The sequence below is a fragment of the Catellatospora sp. NPDC049609 genome, from assembly GCF_040675365.1.
Classification (GTDB): Bacteria; Actinomycetota; Actinomycetes; order Mycobacteriales; family Micromonosporaceae; genus Catellatospora.
Genome location: NZ_JBFAOU010000005.1, coordinates 20606 through 34907, shown reverse-complemented (window position 1 = coordinate 34907; position 14302 = coordinate 20606). Strand labels below are relative to the sequence as shown.

The following is a 14302-nucleotide window of genomic DNA, read 5'->3' as shown; positions in this document are numbered from 1 at the left end:
GACGGCGGGCAGGCCGGTGTCGGCGAGAAAGTAGGCTCCGGGTTCCCCCCCGGACCCGGGCTGTCGGGCGTCCACCTGACCATGGAGTGGCGACATGCGCGATGACTGGGTGCTACCCGGGCCGGAGGCGTCCGAGGACCGGGCGGTGCGGTTCGACGAGTTCGTCCGGGCCCGGACGAGCTCGCTGTGGCACGCGGCGTACCTGCTGACCGGCGATCGGCACCACGCCGAGGACCTGCTGCAGACCGCCCTGGAACGGGCCGCGGTGCGCTGGGAGCGGCTGGACCGGCCGGAGGCGTACGTGCGAAAAGTCCTCTACACCCAGGCGGTGTCCTGGTGGCGGCGGCGGCAGCGGCGCGTGCCGGAGGTGCTGGTGGACGCGACGCCGGAAGCGCCCGGCGGGGCGGGCGAGCCGGAGGTGCGGATCGTGCTCGCGCAGGCGCTGCGCCGGCTCACCGCCCGGCAGCGCGCGGTGCTGGTGCTGCGCTTCTACGAGGACTGCACCGAGCAGGAGACCGCGCGGCTGCTCGGCGTCGCGCCGGGCACCGTGAAGAGCCAGACCCGGCACGCGCTGACCCGGCTGCGCCAGCTCGCCCCGGAGCTCGCCGGCCTGCTGGGCGACTCGGCCGGGGACAGCGAGACGAGCGGCCGCGACCAGAAGGTGATGACCCGATGAGCCTGCGTGAGCATCTGCGCGCCGTCGCCGAGGCCGAGCCCGCCCCGGCGCTGCCGTCCGATCTGTACACACGGGCCCGGGGCAGGGCGCGCCGGCGCCGACTGGCCGCCGCGGCACTGGTGGCCGTGGCGGCCACGGGCGCGGGCCTCACCGCGCTGGCGGGCACGCCGGTCACTCCGGAACCCGCCGCCCCGGAGCTGTCCGATCTGGTCGGTGCGGGCGTCGGGGGCGCGTTCGGCTGGTTGTTGCTGGCGGTGCTGCTGGCGGTGCTGGCGGTGCTGTGGCGGGACCTGCCCGGCGGGTCGCTCGCGCGCCGCCTGGTCGCGGTCGCTGCGGCGGGGGCACTGCTGGTGCTGGCCGCGCCACCGGGGGTCGCGCTGTGGGGCGAGCCGCGCGGCCGGGTCGGGTTGCCCGACCGGCTGGCCACCTCGCAGAGCTGGTGGCTGGCGTCGGAGGCGCGGGTGTCGCCACCGGGGCCGGTCGCCCTGGTGTTCGGCGGACCGGCCGTGCGCGGCGAGCTGGAGGAGGGCCGGGTGGTGCTGCTGGCCGCGGACGGCGACCGCTACCGCGTGCTCGACGTGTTCTCCGACCCGCTGGAGCGGGCGCCGCAGAGCGACGAGCAGCCGATCGGCGGCACCTGGCCGGTGCTGTCGCCCGACGGCCGGCTGCTGACGGCGGGCTACGGCATGTTCGATCTGGTCACCGGGAGACAGGCCGGGGATGTGGCGGCCCCGCCGGCGGGCTGGTCCGGCGACGGGAAACGAGTCGCCCTCCCGGTGTACGACCCGATGGACAGCCACCAGACCGGCTGGGAGGTGTGGGACCTGCCGTCGGGCCGGATGCTGCGCGCGATCCCCTACGAGCACTCGCTGAGCGGGGGCACGGTGGCGCTGTCCCCGGACGGTTCCCGGATTGCCGTCGAGCAGGGCCACAATGTCGTGGTCTACCCGACCGAGGGTGGCGGTGCCGCGGTGACGTGGCCCCGCGAGGGCTGGCGGCTGGGCGACTCCACCGCCTGGAGCCCCGACGGACGCCGGCTGGCCATGGTGCGGCGCGGGGCGTGCGTCGGCTGCGCCCCGACCTCGCGGCCCACCGAGGTGCGGATCGTCGACGTCGACACCTGGACGACGGCCGGCGGCGGATCCTTCGCGCCACTGCCCCCCGACGTGGCGCTGCGGGTGCAGGGCTGGCGTACGCCGCAGCAGCTGGTGGTGCAGGTCGGTGGGGCGGTGGAGGTCTTCACGCTGGGCGTGGCGACGCCGTCGCGGCTGCTGACGCTGCCACCGGGCGTGACCGAGATCGAGATCGCCACGAGCCGGCTGGCCGACCCGCTGCGACCGGCGGAGCCGCCCACGTACGGCCCGCCGAACCTGTTCCTGTGGCTCGTGGTGGGCACCTGCGGCGTCCCGCTCCTGGCGCTGGCGGCCCTGGTCTGGTGGCTGTTGCGCCAGGCACGCAGGTGGCAGGGGGACGGCGAGAACGCCGATCAGGGGGGCGCGTCAGGCGGGGACCAGGACGGCTTCGCGGAGCAAGCGCCGGACGAGGACCAGTCGTGACTGCTCGTCGAGGCCGGGCAGGTCGCCGACGCGCACGGCGGGACCGGCCAGCAGCGCCTGCACGGCGTAGTCGCATTCGGGCGGGTAGCCGATCGTGCGGTCGGCGAGCTCCACCCGCCCCTCGCCCAGGGCCAGGTGCAGGCCGGGACGGGGGCGCACCAGGCTGTCGGCGGTGAGCGCGTCGGCGAACGCGGCCTGCGCCACGGGGCGGATCGGCCCCGGCCGGTGGGCGGTCCACTGGGCGGGCCGCAGCCGGCGCGCGACGTCGTCGGCGTCGGCCTTGGCGACCGCGTCCTGCAGCGCCTGCGCGGTGGCGGCCAGGTGCGGCGCCAGGGCGACCGGGTCGGTCAGATCCAGCCCCAGCGGCAGGCCGGCGCGCAGCTGCGGGTCCTCGGCCGCCATGCCCAGCAGCGCCTCGACGATGCTGTAGCGGGTGGGCCGGCGCAGCCCGAGGGTGATGTGCAGGCTGGTGCGGTCGACGGCGGCCGCCGCGTGCAGCCAGCCGCGGGGCAGGTAGAGCACGTCGCCCTCGTCCAGCACGTGGTCCAGGTACGGCGCGCCGGAGGCGGTGGCGGCGACCTCGTCGGCGTGGCCGCCCCAGGGCTGGCGTTCCAGCGGGTCGGGGTGCACGGGCTCGTGCACCTGCCAGTGCTTGACACCGGCCACCTGCAGCACGAACACGTCATGGGTGTCGTAGTGGGTGGCGAAGCCCTGGTTTCCGGCGGGGGTGAGATAGGCGTTGGCCTGCACCGCGCAGCCCAGCTCGCGGGCCAGGTCGAGGCAGAACGCCTGCAGCGGCGGCCAGACCCGGTGCAGCCCCTGGAAGATCAGCGTCGCCCCACCGGCGAGCTGTTCGAGCACCTTGTCGTCGCGGATCTGGTCGCTCACCTCGGCGCCGAGCCCCGCCCCGCCGGTGAAGGCCTTGCCGGGCACCACCGCACCGGCCTTGGCGACCCGCAGGAACGGCGTACGCAGGCCGCGTTCGCTCAGCAGGTCGTCGACGGCGGCGAGGTCGAGCAGGTCGTCGTGACGGCCCGCGCGGCGCAGCAGGGGCCGTACGCCCCAGTGCGCCCGCTCGAACTCGGCCGGATCTCCCACGCAGCGGCGCAGCGCCGACCCCTGGGGATCGGGCGCTGCGCCGGGGACGAGCCGATCAGGCACCGCTGTCGGCTCCGCCGTCTTCCTCAGCCGAGTCGACCGCGTCGTCGGCTCCGGCGTCCAGGGGACCCTCCAGGTCGGCCCCGCCGTCGGCGCCGCCGTCGTGCTCGCTCGGGTCGGGCTGCTCGCCCGCGCCGGCGTCCGCCGGCCCCTCGGTGCCCGGTGTGCCCGTGGTCGTCAGGTCGTCGTCGTTGATGCTCATGCGTTCCTCCCGGTCTCTGCCGCCGTCAGGCTGCTCTTTTCCAGCTGCTGACCGGCCTAAACGTCGGGCCGGACCCGGACGGCGGGGAGGGGGCCGCACTCGTCTCAGGACCGCTGCCGTACCGCTTGTCAGCGACCCCGCTCGGCAGCTTGCTGGCAGGCGATGCAGTGGGTGGCCCACGGCATGATCTCCATGCGCGCGGGTGCGATCTGCCGGCCGCACTTGCGGCACACGCCGAACGATCCGTCCTGCAGCCGCTGCAGCGCCGCCGACAGGCGCTCGGCCTGCTCGGTCAGCGCGGCCGTGACGATGTCGTGCTGGGCGGCGTCGCTGATCAGCGAACCCGCGTCGGCCACGTCGCCCGGCTCCTGCCGCGCCGTCTGGCGCAGGTTGCGCGTTTCGTCCGCCTGCACCCGGAGCTGCTCGACGGTCTGCTCGTACCGCTGGCGCAGCAACGTGGCGACCTGGTCCAGGTCCAGTGCCAGCCCGTCGTCGACAGACGTCATGGGAGTCCTCCTCGTGCCGTAGACGGCCGTGTCCCTCGACGGCCGGGCTCACCGGCCGCGGCGATCCCGACCAGCCGGGACGCCGTGGCGACGTGAGACCTGAGACCGTACCTGCCAAGTCGATGTAGTCGACGAAGAAACACCGTGCGACATCGCCCTGGTGTCGCGACCGCCCACCTCGGGCGCCTCGTCGCGGGGCGTCCGGAACGCCCACCCGGACGCGAGCGGTGACCTGCGCCGGATTACCGGCGGCGTTCTCGGGTATCGGCGCGCCAGCAATCCGCAAGTGGAGGGAGACGGTGATGCCGAGCAAGGCAAACGATGTCGTCGTCGGCGCCGATGGCGTGGTGAACGGTGCCGCGGACGCGGGCGCCGCGATCGCCGCGAAGGCGGCCGACGTCAAGCAGGTCATGGTCGCCGCCGGGCACGACGTGGCCGGTAAGGCCGGTGAGGCGAAGGACGCGGTGGCGCAGTCCGCCGTGACCGCCCGCGACGCCGCCGGGGCCGCGCTTTCCGCGGTCGGCGAGCGGCTGCCGCGCAGCGGCGCGGAGTGGCAGGCGGTGGGACGCGAGATGCTGGACGGGGTCCGCCGCAACCCGAAGCCCTACGCCGCGGCGGCCGGTCTGCTGCTGGTCGGCTGGTTGCTGGGCCGGCGTTCGAGCGCGGCGAAGTAGCCGTGTCGGGGTTGGAGATCGCCGCGCTGGTGGCTGCGGGCGCGTTCGCGATGCTCGTGCTGCTGCTGGCCGTGCCGATCCTGCGGCTGCGTCACACGATCGATGCGACCACCGTCATGGTCCGTGAGGTGACGGCCAAGACGGGCCCGCTGCTCGACAACGTCAACACGACTGTCGAGGGTGTCAACACCGCCGTGGAGCAGGTCCAGACGACCATCGACGGGGTCAACGTCCAGCTGGTGCGGATCGACTCCGTCACCGCGCCGCTGGCGGGCGCGGCGGCCAACGTCGCCAAGATCATGACTGCCGTCACCGGCGCGTCCACGACCCCGCTGGGCAAGGCGGCGACGCTGGCGTTCGGGGTGCGGCGGGCGCTGGCGGCGCAGAGCCGCCGATGACAGCACGGCCGGGCCGGGGCTCGCCCCGGCCCGGCCGTGCTGTCATGGTCGTAGGGGCGCCGGCCGGAGCCCCCGTGGTGCTCAGGCGCAGTCGCGGCAGACGTCCTCTCCGGCCACGGCGCGCTGGCTGTGGTGGTGGACCAGGAAACATCGCGAGCACCGGAACTCGTCCGCTCGCATCGGTATGACGGGGACGGTGAGTTCCTCGTCGAGCTGCTCGGCGCCGGGCAGGTCGAAGGACTCGGGTTCCTCGACGTCCACCGCGGCGGTATTGGGCGCATCGCGCCGGGCACGCAGTTCCTCCAGGCTGTCCTCTTCGGCCGCCTGCGAGCGCGGTGCGTCGTAGTCTGCGTTGCCCATCAGATCCCTTCTCCCTCAGCGCCATCGTGCTTGGAGCCGTGCCACGCCGAGGTCATACTGCCGTATGGGCCGCCGCTTCGGGCGGCGTTTCGGTGTGGACGCGACGGATGTACCGCAAGCGGTGGCCCGCCACGGCGCGGCGTCACCCGCGCTTCTCGGGCGTCTCCACCTCTCCGCGCCAGGCGCCGGTCTCGCCGCCGCGGTGTTCGATGAACTCCTTGAACCGCTGCGCGTCGGCCTTGACCTGCCGGCTGTCGGCCCCGATCGCGCTGCCGACGTTCTCCACGAAGCCCTCGGGCTCCCAGTCGAGCTGCACCGTCACCCGCGTGTCGGATGCGCCCAGGCGATGGAACGTGACCACGCCGGCGTGCTCGGTCTCCCCACTCGTGCTCTTCCACGCGATCCGCTCGTCCGGATGCTGCTCGGTGATCTCGGTGTCGAACTCCCGTGTCGCCCCGGCCACGTTGACCACCCAGTGGCTGTGGGTGTCGTCGATCTGGCGTACCGACTCCACGCCCTTCATGAAGTTGGGGAACGACTCGAACTGGGTCCACTGGTTGTACGCCGTACGGACGGGTACGTGGACGTCTACGGACTCTGTCACCGTGCTCATCAAACGCCTCCTCGCAAATCAGGCCCATAGCCCGATACCCGATATGTGCGCTTTCAAACTGGGCACGGCGGCCCCGCGGTCATGCCGGTCGGGGCTTCATCCCTGCGGGCGGCGGTACGTCGATCATGATGGGCGGGCCGAACGCCACCCTGCCCCTGAGCCCGCCGGACCACGGCCACGGGCGCGGATACGTCCAGGCCGCATCGCGCCCGACGGCGTCGCCCACGGCCACGGTGTAGTAGCGGGCGCGCCCCTTCCACGGGCACCAGGTCCGCTTGGCGCTGCGCTGCAGGTATCGCCAGTCCACCGCGTCCGGCGGGAAGTACACGACGCCGTCGCGGGCGACCAGGTCCGCGCTGTCGGCCAGCACCGCACCCTGCCACACGGCTCTCCTGCGCGCCGATGCCAATCCAGCCTCACCAAGGCTCGCGGCGGTGCGCGGATCAGCCCTCGGGCAGCGGCGTCCGCGCCGCGCCGAACTTCTCCAGGACCTGCCCCGCGTCGGTCTGCAGCAGGCCGGCGAGCTCGACCAGGGCGCGCGCGGCGGCAAGATCATCGCCGACGCGCGCCAGATCCAGGTCGTGCGGATGCCGGTGGGCGGTGCCGGTGCCCTCCAGGCTCGTCCCGTCGCGGCGCAGCGTCGCCACCGCGTGTGTGCGGCGCTCCTCCTGGACCTCCTCGATGTCCAGGTCGATGATCCAGCGCGTCTTCTTCGGCATCGTCCACCTCCTGGGGCACCCATTACATTCTGCCTCGGCAGGTAGCCGGTCAGTCGCCGGTGCCGAGCGCGGCCACCGGGCTGACCCGCGACGCCCGGCGGGCCGGCAGCATCCCGGCCAGCGCGGTGCACACGACCAGCGCGGCGAACACGCCGACCAGGGGCAGCACGGGCAGCGCCACCGGTGCGCCGATGCCGAGCGCCCGCACCGCCAGCCAGGCGTACGGCACGCCGAGCAGCAGCCCGAGGGTCGCGCCGAGCACGCCGTACAGGGCGGACTCGGTGGTGAGCATGATCCGCAGCCCGGCCCGGGAGAGGCCGACGGCGCGCAGCATGCCGGACTCACCGGCCCGTTCGACCACCGACAGCGCCGTGGTGGTGCCGACGCCCACGACCGCGATCAGCACGGTCAGGCCGACCAGGCCCAGCGCGATCCCGAGCAGCGCGTCGAGCAGGCTCTGCTGCTCGTCACCCTCGTCGGCCAGCACGGCCAGCCCGAGCCCGCCGGCGCCGTCGCCGATCCGGCGCAGCGCCTGCTGCCCGGCCGTGCGGCCGTCCTCGCCCGCCACGGCCGCGTCGGCGAGGATGCCGGAGTAGCCCGCGGGCGCGCCGAGCCGGTCCAGGTCGGCCGGGTCGGCGACCAGGGCCGAGAACAGCGGCACCCAGCCGGGCAGGACCGCGGCGACCCGGACCTGGACCGTGCGGTCGCCCCGGGTCAGGGTGAGCTGGTCGCCGGCCCGCTTGCCGAGCGCCTCGGCGACGTGCCCGGACAGGACGACCCGGCCCGCCCCGGCGTCGGCGAGCGAACCCGAGGCGACGTCGAGCCCGCCCAGCGTCGGCAGCGCCGCCAGGTCCAGGTCGTTGGCGTCGTACGTGTTCGCGCGGTCGCCGTCGACGCGCAGCTCGCCCAGCCTCCGGTACGCCGTCACGTGGGCCAGCTCGGTCCTGGCGCGGACCTCGTCCACGACCGCGGCGGCGATGGGCTGCTCACCCGCGGTCACCTCGTAGTCGGCCGGCACGGCCAGAGCCATCTCCCGGTCGACCAGGGCCTGCACCGACGCGCTGCCCACCAGCACCCCTGCGATGAGGGTCACGCCCAGGGCGACGACGGTCGAGATCGCGGCGGCCCGGCGCGGCGCCCCGCCGATGCCGCCGACGGCCAGCCGCCCGACCGGGCCGAGGCGGCGCAGCGGCCAGCCGACCACCCGCAGCAGCGGCCGGACCAGCAGCGGCCCGAGCAGCATCAGGGCGAGGAACAGCAGCGTGCCGGAGGCGACGATGCCCAGCAGCAGCGGATTGCGGTCGTAGTCGTCGGTGTCGCGGCCGGGCAGCCGGCTCACGACCAGCAGCGCCGCCAGCACCGCCCCGGCGGCCGGCACCAGGCCGCCCACCAGGCGGGCCGTGCCGATGCCGGTCCGGGCCGGGGCAGCCTGCGCCGCCCGCAGCGCGGCCAGGGGCGCGACCCGGGCGGCGGAGTACGCCGGGGCCAGCACCGCCCCGACGGTGACCAGCGCGGCGCCGCCGACCACCAGCAGCGCGGCGTCCCACGGGACACCTGGGCCGGACACCTGCACCCCGAACCAGCCCAGCACCGGCGGCACGCCGTGGCCGACCGCGAGCGCGGCCAGCACGCCCACCGCGCCCGCGGCCAGGCCGGTGAGCGCCCCCTCGGCGGCCAGCGCCCGGCTGATCCCGCCCCGCCCGGCGCCGACCGCCCGCAGCAGCGCGAGCTGCCGGGTGCGCTGGGCGAACACGATCCGGAACGTGGAGGCGGCCACCAGCGCGGCCGCGGCCACGGCGATCGCGACGAACATGCCGACCAGTGCGAAGATCGTCGTGATCTCGTCCAGCTCCCGCTGCGCCTCCTCGGCGCGTACGTCCGCTCCGGCGGTGACGCCCGGCACCCGCGAGTCCGCCGGTCGCGGCGCGGCGTCCAGCGCGGCCTGGATCCGCTGCCGCACCTCGGTCGCGGCGGCGCCGTCGGCCAGGCGCACCTCGATTCGCCCGCCCGGCCCCGCGGGCGAGAGGGCGACCACGGTGTCCTCGCGGGCGTACGCCTGCGCGCCGAAGTCGTACGCCGCCTCGACGACGCCGGTCACGGTGAGCCCGATCGGCGCGGCGTCCGGGCCGGTCCGGGCGCTCACCACGGCGCCGACGGGCAGGCCCAGCCGGTCCACGGTGCGCGGTGTCACCGCGATCTCGTGCGGCGCCTGCGGGAACCGTCCCGCCACGACCCGGGTCAGCGCCAGCGGCCCCGCGCCCGGGTCGGCCGTCACCTCCAGGTACGGGCTGCTCGTGGCCGCGCCGAGCTGCACCGAGGTCTGGAACCGCCCGACCGCCTCGGCCACGCCGGGCAGGGCCCGGATCCGGGTCAGGTCCCGGCCGGTCGGCGTCGCGTCGCCGCCCACCACGAACGCTGCCTGCTCGGGCGTCCCGCTCAGGTTCGCGAGCATGGTCCGCTCCGTGATCTGCTGCGCCAGCACCGTGGCGAAGACCACGAACGACGCGACCAGCACGGCCAGACCGGTCAGCAGCAGCCGGGCCGGGCGCCGGGCCACCCCGGCGAGCTGGGTACGCAGCACCGTCATGCTCATCGCATGACCGCCTGCTGCTGCAGCGCCTCGACGATCGCGCCGCGCTCCGGCCGGTCCAGCTCACCGGCGACCCGGCCGTCGGCCAGCAGCACGACCCGGTCGGCGTACGCGGCGGCGTTCGGGTCGTGGGTCACCATGACCACCGTCTGGCCGAGGTCGCGGACCGCGTCGCGCAGCAGCCCCAGCACCTGCGCGCCGGACCACGAGTCGAGGTTGCCCGTCGGCTCGTCGGCGAAGACCACCTCCGGCCGCGACACCAGCGCCCGGGCCAGCGCCACCCGCTGCTGCTGGCCACCGGACAGCTCGCCGGGCCGGTGGCCCAGCCGGTCGGCGAGCCCCAGCGCGGTGACCAGGTAGTCGAGCAGCTCGGCGTCGGGCCGCCGCCCGGCCAGGTCCAGCGGCAGGGTGATGTTCTGCGCCGCGGTCAGCTGCGGCAGCAGGTTGAAGGACTGGAAGACGAACCCGATCCGCTCCCGCCGCGCCTTGGTCAGCAGCCGGTCGTCGAGGCGGGTGAGGTCGGTGCCGCCGAGCAGGGCCTGGCCCGAGGTCGCCGTGTCCAGGCCGGCCAGGCAGTGCATCAGGGTCGACTTGCCCGACCCGGACGGGCCCATGATCGCGGTGAACTCGGCGCGGGTGAAACCGACGGTGACCCCGTCCAGGGCGTGCACCGCCGTGTCGCCGCCGCCGTAGACCTTGACCAGGTCGACCGCCGCCGTCGCGTAGAGCCGGGCCGCGGGTTGCTGCGTACTCACATGTCCTCCAGGGCGTTTCGTATCCGCAGAGCCTTCCGGGCGGCGCACCGGGCGCGCATCGGCCGACGGCAAGGTTCGCCGCCGGGCGGCTATGACTTTCGGCCGATCCGGCGTCGCCCGGTCACTGGCTACGCTGGGTGACGATGACGACGTCCCCCCTGCTCCCCTGGTGGTTGTTCCTCAGCCGGCTGGCCGCCCTCGCCGGGCTGGCCGCGCTCGGCCTGTTCGACGTGTACCACGGCCTGCTCCACTCGGGTCCGCTGCTGGGCCTGGCGCGGGTGCTGCTGGCCATGGCGGTGGCCGCGGTCTGGCTGTACCCGTACCGGCCGGGGTCGGCCCATCTGGCGCGGCTGGCCCTGCTGGCCGCCGCGGCGTCGCTGGCGCTCAGCGGCCTGTCGCTGCTGCTCGGCCTTTCCTACGCCGGCACGTCCGACAGCTGGGGCCTCGCCGAGACCGCCGGCCTGCTCGGGTTGCTCTACGTGACGGCACGCCGGGCCCCGGCGCGGATGGCGCCGTGGGCGGTGCTCGGGGTCGGTGCGGCCGTCGTCCTGCTGCCACTGCGCAGCGGCACCCACTACATATTCGTGATCTTCGGGTTGCTCCTGGCGATCACGGCGGCGGCCGCGGTGACCGCGGGCACCTACCTGCGCATGCTCGACACCGGACGGCAGCGGGCGCTGGACGAGGTCCGCGCCGCCCAGCGCGCCGAGTTCGCCCGCGACCTGCACGACTTCATCGCCCACCATGTGACCGGCATCATCGTGCAGGCGCAGGGCGCCCGGTACGTCGGCGAGCAGGACCCGCAGCGGGCGCTGGCCGCGCTGGAGCAGATCGAGCGGGCCGGTGCCGAGACGATGGCGTCGATGCGGCGCATGGTGGCCGTGCTGCGCGAGCCGGAGGCGCCGCTGGCCCCGCTGGCCGGGGCCGCCGACCTGGCGCCGCTGCTGGACGGGTTCAACCGGTCGAGCCCGGCGACGGCCCGGCTGCACCTGGACGGCGGGCTGGACGGGCTGCCGGTGGAGGTGTCCACCAGCGCCTACCGGGTGGTCATGGAGGCGCTGACGAACGTACGCCGGCACGCGGTGCAGGCCCGGGTGGTGGACGTGTCGGTGCGCCGCACCTCCGGCTGGCTGTTCGTCCGGGTCGCCGACGACGGCGCGCCGCCGCGCCCGGCCGGCGAGCACGGCGGCTACGGCCTGGTCGGCCTGGGGGAGCGGGTCCGGGCGGTCGGCGGCTGGATCAACGCGGGCCCCGGCATCGAGCGGGGCTGGCTGCTCGACGCGGCCATGCCGCTGACCGGCAGGGGGACCCCGTGATCCGGGTGCTGATCGCCGACGACCAGGCCATGGTCCGCACCGGCTTCGGCATGATCCTGGGCGCGCAGCCGGACATGGAGGTGGTCGGCGAGGCCGCCGACGGCGTGGAGGCGGTCGAGCTGGCTCGGCGGCTGCGGCCCGACGTGGCCCTGATGGACATCCGGATGCCCCGGCTCGACGGCATCGAGGCGCTGCGGCAGCTCGCCGGGCCCGGCGTCGCCGATCCGCCCAAGGTGGTGGTGGTGACCACGTTCGACCTGGACGAGTACGTGCACGCCGCGCTGCGCAACGGCGCCTGCGGGTTCCTGCTGAAGGACTCCGGACCCGCGCTGCTAGTCGAGGCGGTCCGCGCGGCCGCGTCGGGCGACTCCCTGATCAGCCCGTCGATCACGGTGCGGCTGCTGGAGCACCTCACCCCGCTGCTGCCCGGCCGCGCCGCCGACGACCAGGGACTGTCCCCACGGGAGCTGGACGTCGTCAAGCTGACCGCGCGCGGCCTGACCAACGCCGAGATCGCCGCGCAGCTGTTCATCTCGCTGGGCACGGTCAAGACCCACCTGGGCAGCGTGCAGACCAAGCTCGGCGCCCGCAACCGCGTCGAGATCGCCGCGTGGGCCTGGGAGCGCCGCCTGGTCGGCTAGCACCCGGCAGGGTTGACATCGATCGGGATGAGCATGATCCTTGGTGGTCAGGTGCGGCGGCGCGCTCCTCCACCGGTCGACTGTCGAGCTGGAGCCCCTCATGCCGTACACCCGCCGCCACGTCCTGCGCCTGGGCACCGCGACCCTGGTGGTCGCCGCGACCCCGGCGCTGCCGCTGCCCGCCCTCGCGGCCGCCGTCGTCACCGCCGACCTGGTCGTCTACGGCGCGACGTCGGCCGGTATCGCCGCCGCGGTGACCGCGCGGCGGCTGGGCCGCACCGCACTGATCGTCGAGCCGGGCAGGCACGTGGGCGGCCTGTCCACCGGCGGGCTGGGCATGACCGACAGCGGCGTCAAGGCCGCCATCGGCGGGCTGGCCGGGGAGTTCTACCGGCGGGTGTACGCGAAGTACCACGGCACCCCGGTCACCCCGACCTCGCCCGCCCGGTTCACGTTCGAGCCGCATGTCGCGGCCGCGGTCTTCGACGACCTGCTCGCCGAGGCGGGCGTGCCGGTCTACCTGGACACCCGGCTGACCGGCGTGGTCAAGACGGCTGCCCGGATCACGGAGCTGGCCTGCGACAGCGGGCAGGTGTTCCGGGCCCCGATGTACGTCGACGCGACCTACGAGGGCGACCTGATGGCGGCGGCGGGCGTCGGCTGGACCGCGGGCCGCGAGGCCAACAGCGTCCACGGCGAGACCCTCAACGGGGTGCAGGTGCGCAGCGGGCACCAGTTCAACCGGGTCGTCGACCCGTACGTCACAGCGGGCAACCCGGCCAGCGGGCTGCTGCCGGGCATCTCGGCCACCCCGGTCGCGCCCACCGGCAGCGGTGACGCCCGGATCCAGGCGTACAACTTCCGGATGTGCCTGACCCAGGCGGCCAACCGGATCCCGTTCGCCAGGCCGAGCGGGTACGACGCGATCCGGTACGAGCCGCTGGCGCGCTACGTGCAGGCGGGCTACACCGGTCCGTTCTTCAACACGCCCGCGGTGGGCGGCGGCAAGACCGACTCCAACAACGACGGTGCCTTCTCGACCGACTTCATCGGCGCCAACTACGCCTACCCCACCGCCTCCCACGCCGCGCGGGCCGCGATCATCGAGGAGCACCGCGTCTACCAGCAGGGCCTGCTGTGGTTCCTGGCCAACGACCCGCGGCTGCCCGCGTCGATCCGCAGCGCCACCGCCTCGTGGGGGCTGGCCCCCGACGAGTTCACCGGCAACGGCGGCTGGCCCACCCAGCTCTACATCCGCGAGGCGCGGCGGATGGTCTCGGCCTACGTGATGACCGAGGCGGACTGCCGCAGCAGCCGGGTGCCCGCCGACTCGGTCGGGCTGGCCAGCTACACCATGGACTCGCACAACTGCCAGCGCGTCGTCGTCTCGGGCGCGCTGAAGAACGAGGGCGACGTGCAGGTCGGCGTGCCGCAGCCCTACCCGATCAGCTACCGCTCCATCGTGCCGCACGCGTCGCAGTGCACGAACCTGCTGGTGCCGGTGTGCCTGTCGGCCAGCCACATCGCGTACGGGTCGATCCGGATGGAGCCGGTGTTCATGATCCTCGCCCAGTCCGCGGCCACCGCCGCGCACCTGGCGATCGCGGCCGGGTCGGGGGTGCAGCAGGTGCCGATCGCGACCCTGCAGGCCCGGCTGCGCGCCGACGGGCAGCTGCTGAGCTGGCCATTGACCACCCCCGGCGAGATCATCGTGGACAGCTCGACGTCGGCCGGGGTGACCCGGGCGGGCGTGTGGCTGCGCTCCACGTCGGTCGGCGGCTACTGGGGTCCCGACTACGAGCACGACGACAACGCCAACAAGGGCGTCAGCCGGCTGCGGTTCACCCCGACGATCCCCGCCGCGGGCAGCTACCAGGTGTTCCTGCGGTGGACCTCGCACGCCAACCGGGCGGGCAACGTGCCGGTGGACGTGTGCGCGGGCGGCACGGTCACCACCCGGACGGTCGACCAGCGCAGCGGGGGCGGGCAGTGGGTGTCGCTGGGCACCTTCACGCTGCCCGCCGGGTCGTCGCCCACGGGCGCGAGCGTGCTGATCCGCACCGAGGCCACCGACGGCTACGTCGTCGCCGACGCGGCGCGCTTCGTGCGGATCTGACCGGCCGGCTCGGGGACGGGCC

The 14302-nt window shown here is 74.7% G+C and carries 16 protein-coding genes; 7 read left to right on the top strand and 9 right to left on the bottom strand.

Features of this window, described 5'->3' with window-relative positions; all coding sequences use genetic code 11:
- Positions 1-94: 94 nt before the first annotated feature.
- Positions 95-676 (top strand): SigE family RNA polymerase sigma factor, encoded by a 582-nt coding sequence (locus AB0J67_RS02445; protein ID WP_363475411.1) that lies wholly within the window; start codon positions 95-97, stop codon positions 674-676.
- The gene (locus AB0J67_RS02440; RefSeq protein ID WP_363475409.1) at positions 673-2232 is read left to right on the top strand and encodes a hypothetical protein; all 1560 of its coding nucleotides are present in this window, start codon (positions 673-675) and stop codon (positions 2230-2232) included. Before AB0J67_RS02445 ends, AB0J67_RS02440 begins: the two co-directional genes overlap by 4 nt.
- On the opposite strand, the gene AB0J67_RS02435 is transcribed toward AB0J67_RS02440, so the two are convergent.
- From AB0J67_RS02435 to AB0J67_RS02425, 3 genes are all read right to left on the bottom strand, one after another.
- Positions 2176-3393: a cupin domain-containing protein gene (locus AB0J67_RS02435; RefSeq protein ID WP_363475407.1), complete on the bottom strand. Its 1218-nt coding sequence runs from the start codon at positions 3391-3393 to the stop codon at positions 2176-2178. The two genes, AB0J67_RS02440 and AB0J67_RS02435, sit on opposite strands and share 57 nt — an antisense overlap.
- A complete protein-coding gene (locus AB0J67_RS02430; protein ID WP_363475406.1) occupies positions 3386-3592 on the bottom strand; it encodes a hypothetical protein in 207 nt (68 codons plus the stop codon). The genes AB0J67_RS02435 and AB0J67_RS02430 overlap by 8 nt, the downstream gene beginning before the upstream one ends.
- A 128-nt stretch (positions 3593-3720) precedes the next feature.
- Entirely contained in the window at positions 3721-4098 is a 378-nt protein-coding gene (locus AB0J67_RS02425; RefSeq protein ID WP_363475405.1) for a TraR/DksA C4-type zinc finger protein, read from the bottom strand.
- A gap of 302 nt (positions 4099-4400) precedes the next feature.
- Here AB0J67_RS02425 and AB0J67_RS02420 point away from each other — a divergent pair, with 302 nt between their 5' ends.
- Both AB0J67_RS02420 and AB0J67_RS02415 read left to right on the top strand, forming a co-directional pair.
- Positions 4401-4772, top strand: a complete 372-nt coding sequence (locus tag AB0J67_RS02420; protein WP_363475403.1) for a hypothetical protein — start codon at positions 4401-4403, stop codon at positions 4770-4772.
- Between the two features lie 2 nt (positions 4773-4774).
- A complete protein-coding gene (locus AB0J67_RS02415) occupies positions 4775-5170 on the top strand; it encodes a DUF948 domain-containing protein (RefSeq protein WP_363475401.1) in 396 nt (131 codons plus the stop codon).
- Positions 5171-5251: 81 nt separating this feature from the next.
- Here AB0J67_RS02415 and AB0J67_RS02410 read toward each other — a convergent pair whose 3' ends face one another.
- From AB0J67_RS02410 to AB0J67_RS02385, 6 genes are all read right to left on the bottom strand, one after another.
- Positions 5252-5530, bottom strand: coding sequence for a DUF4193 family protein (locus tag AB0J67_RS02410; RefSeq protein WP_363475399.1), 279 nt, complete (start codon positions 5528-5530; stop codon positions 5252-5254).
- 142 nt (positions 5531-5672) lie between these two features.
- Positions 5673-6143 carry an SRPBCC family protein gene (locus tag AB0J67_RS02405; RefSeq protein ID WP_363475398.1) on the bottom strand — a complete coding sequence of 157 codons (471 nt, stop codon included), beginning with the start codon at positions 6141-6143 and terminating at the stop codon, positions 5673-5675.
- A gap of 79 nt (positions 6144-6222) precedes the next feature.
- Complete coding sequence (locus AB0J67_RS02400; protein WP_363475396.1) at positions 6223-6528, bottom strand: DUF427 domain-containing protein; 306 nt, start codon at positions 6526-6528, stop codon at positions 6223-6225.
- 58 nt (positions 6529-6586) lie between these two features.
- Positions 6587-6862 (bottom strand): dsRBD fold-containing protein, encoded by a 276-nt coding sequence (locus tag AB0J67_RS02395; protein WP_363475394.1) that lies wholly within the window; start codon positions 6860-6862, stop codon positions 6587-6589.
- 49 nt (positions 6863-6911) lie between these two features.
- Positions 6912-9455, bottom strand: coding sequence for an ABC transporter permease (locus tag AB0J67_RS02390; protein ID WP_363475392.1), 2544 nt, complete (start codon positions 9453-9455; stop codon positions 6912-6914).
- Positions 9452-10207: an ABC transporter ATP-binding protein gene (locus AB0J67_RS02385; RefSeq protein ID WP_363475390.1), complete on the bottom strand. Its 756-nt coding sequence runs from the start codon at positions 10205-10207 to the stop codon at positions 9452-9454. The genes AB0J67_RS02390 and AB0J67_RS02385 overlap by 4 nt, the downstream gene beginning before the upstream one ends.
- 143 nt (positions 10208-10350) lie before the next feature.
- Between AB0J67_RS02385 and AB0J67_RS02380 the strand changes: the two genes are divergently transcribed.
- From AB0J67_RS02380 to AB0J67_RS02370, 3 genes are all read left to right on the top strand, one after another.
- A complete protein-coding gene (locus AB0J67_RS02380) occupies positions 10351-11523 on the top strand; it encodes a histidine kinase (RefSeq protein WP_363475388.1) in 1173 nt (390 codons plus the stop codon).
- Complete coding sequence (locus tag AB0J67_RS02375; protein ID WP_363475386.1) at positions 11520-12164, top strand: response regulator transcription factor; 645 nt, start codon at positions 11520-11522, stop codon at positions 12162-12164. Before AB0J67_RS02380 ends, AB0J67_RS02375 begins: the two co-directional genes overlap by 4 nt.
- A 100-nt stretch (positions 12165-12264) precedes the next feature.
- Positions 12265-14280 carry an FAD-dependent oxidoreductase gene (locus tag AB0J67_RS02370; protein WP_363475384.1) on the top strand — a complete coding sequence of 672 codons (2016 nt, stop codon included), beginning with the start codon at positions 12265-12267 and terminating at the stop codon, positions 14278-14280.
- Positions 14281-14302: the final 22 nt, after the last annotated feature.

Bases quoted from the DNA above. Each gene is read 5' to 3' on its own strand.
- AB0J67_RS02445 (WP_363475411.1), top strand. From the start codon at position 95: ATGCGCGATGACTGGGTGCTACCCGGGCCGGAGGCGTCCGAGGACCGG.
- AB0J67_RS02440 (WP_363475409.1), top strand. From the start codon at position 673: ATGAGCCTGCGTGAGCATCTGCGCGCCGTCGCCGAGGCCGAGCCCGCC.
- AB0J67_RS02430 (WP_363475406.1), bottom strand. From the start codon at position 3,592: ATGAGCATCAACGACGACGACCTGACGACCACGGGCACACCGGGCACC.
- AB0J67_RS02425 (WP_363475405.1), bottom strand. From the start codon at position 4,098: ATGACGTCTGTCGACGACGGGCTGGCACTGGACCTGGACCAGGTCGCC.
- AB0J67_RS02420 (WP_363475403.1), top strand. From the start codon at position 4,401: ATGCCGAGCAAGGCAAACGATGTCGTCGTCGGCGCCGATGGCGTGGTG.
- AB0J67_RS02410 (WP_363475399.1), bottom strand. From the start codon at position 5,530: ATGGGCAACGCAGACTACGACGCACCGCGCTCGCAGGCGGCCGAAGAG.
- AB0J67_RS02405 (WP_363475398.1), bottom strand. From the start codon at position 6,143: ATGAGCACGGTGACAGAGTCCGTAGACGTCCACGTACCCGTCCGTACG.
- AB0J67_RS02395 (WP_363475394.1), bottom strand. From the start codon at position 6,862: ATGCCGAAGAAGACGCGCTGGATCATCGACCTGGACATCGAGGAGGTC.
- AB0J67_RS02390 (WP_363475392.1), bottom strand. From the start codon at position 9,455: ATGAGCATGACGGTGCTGCGTACCCAGCTCGCCGGGGTGGCCCGGCGC.
- AB0J67_RS02380 (WP_363475388.1), top strand. From the start codon at position 10,351: ATGACGACGTCCCCCCTGCTCCCCTGGTGGTTGTTCCTCAGCCGGCTG.
- AB0J67_RS02370 (WP_363475384.1), top strand. From the start codon at position 12,265: ATGCCGTACACCCGCCGCCACGTCCTGCGCCTGGGCACCGCGACCCTG.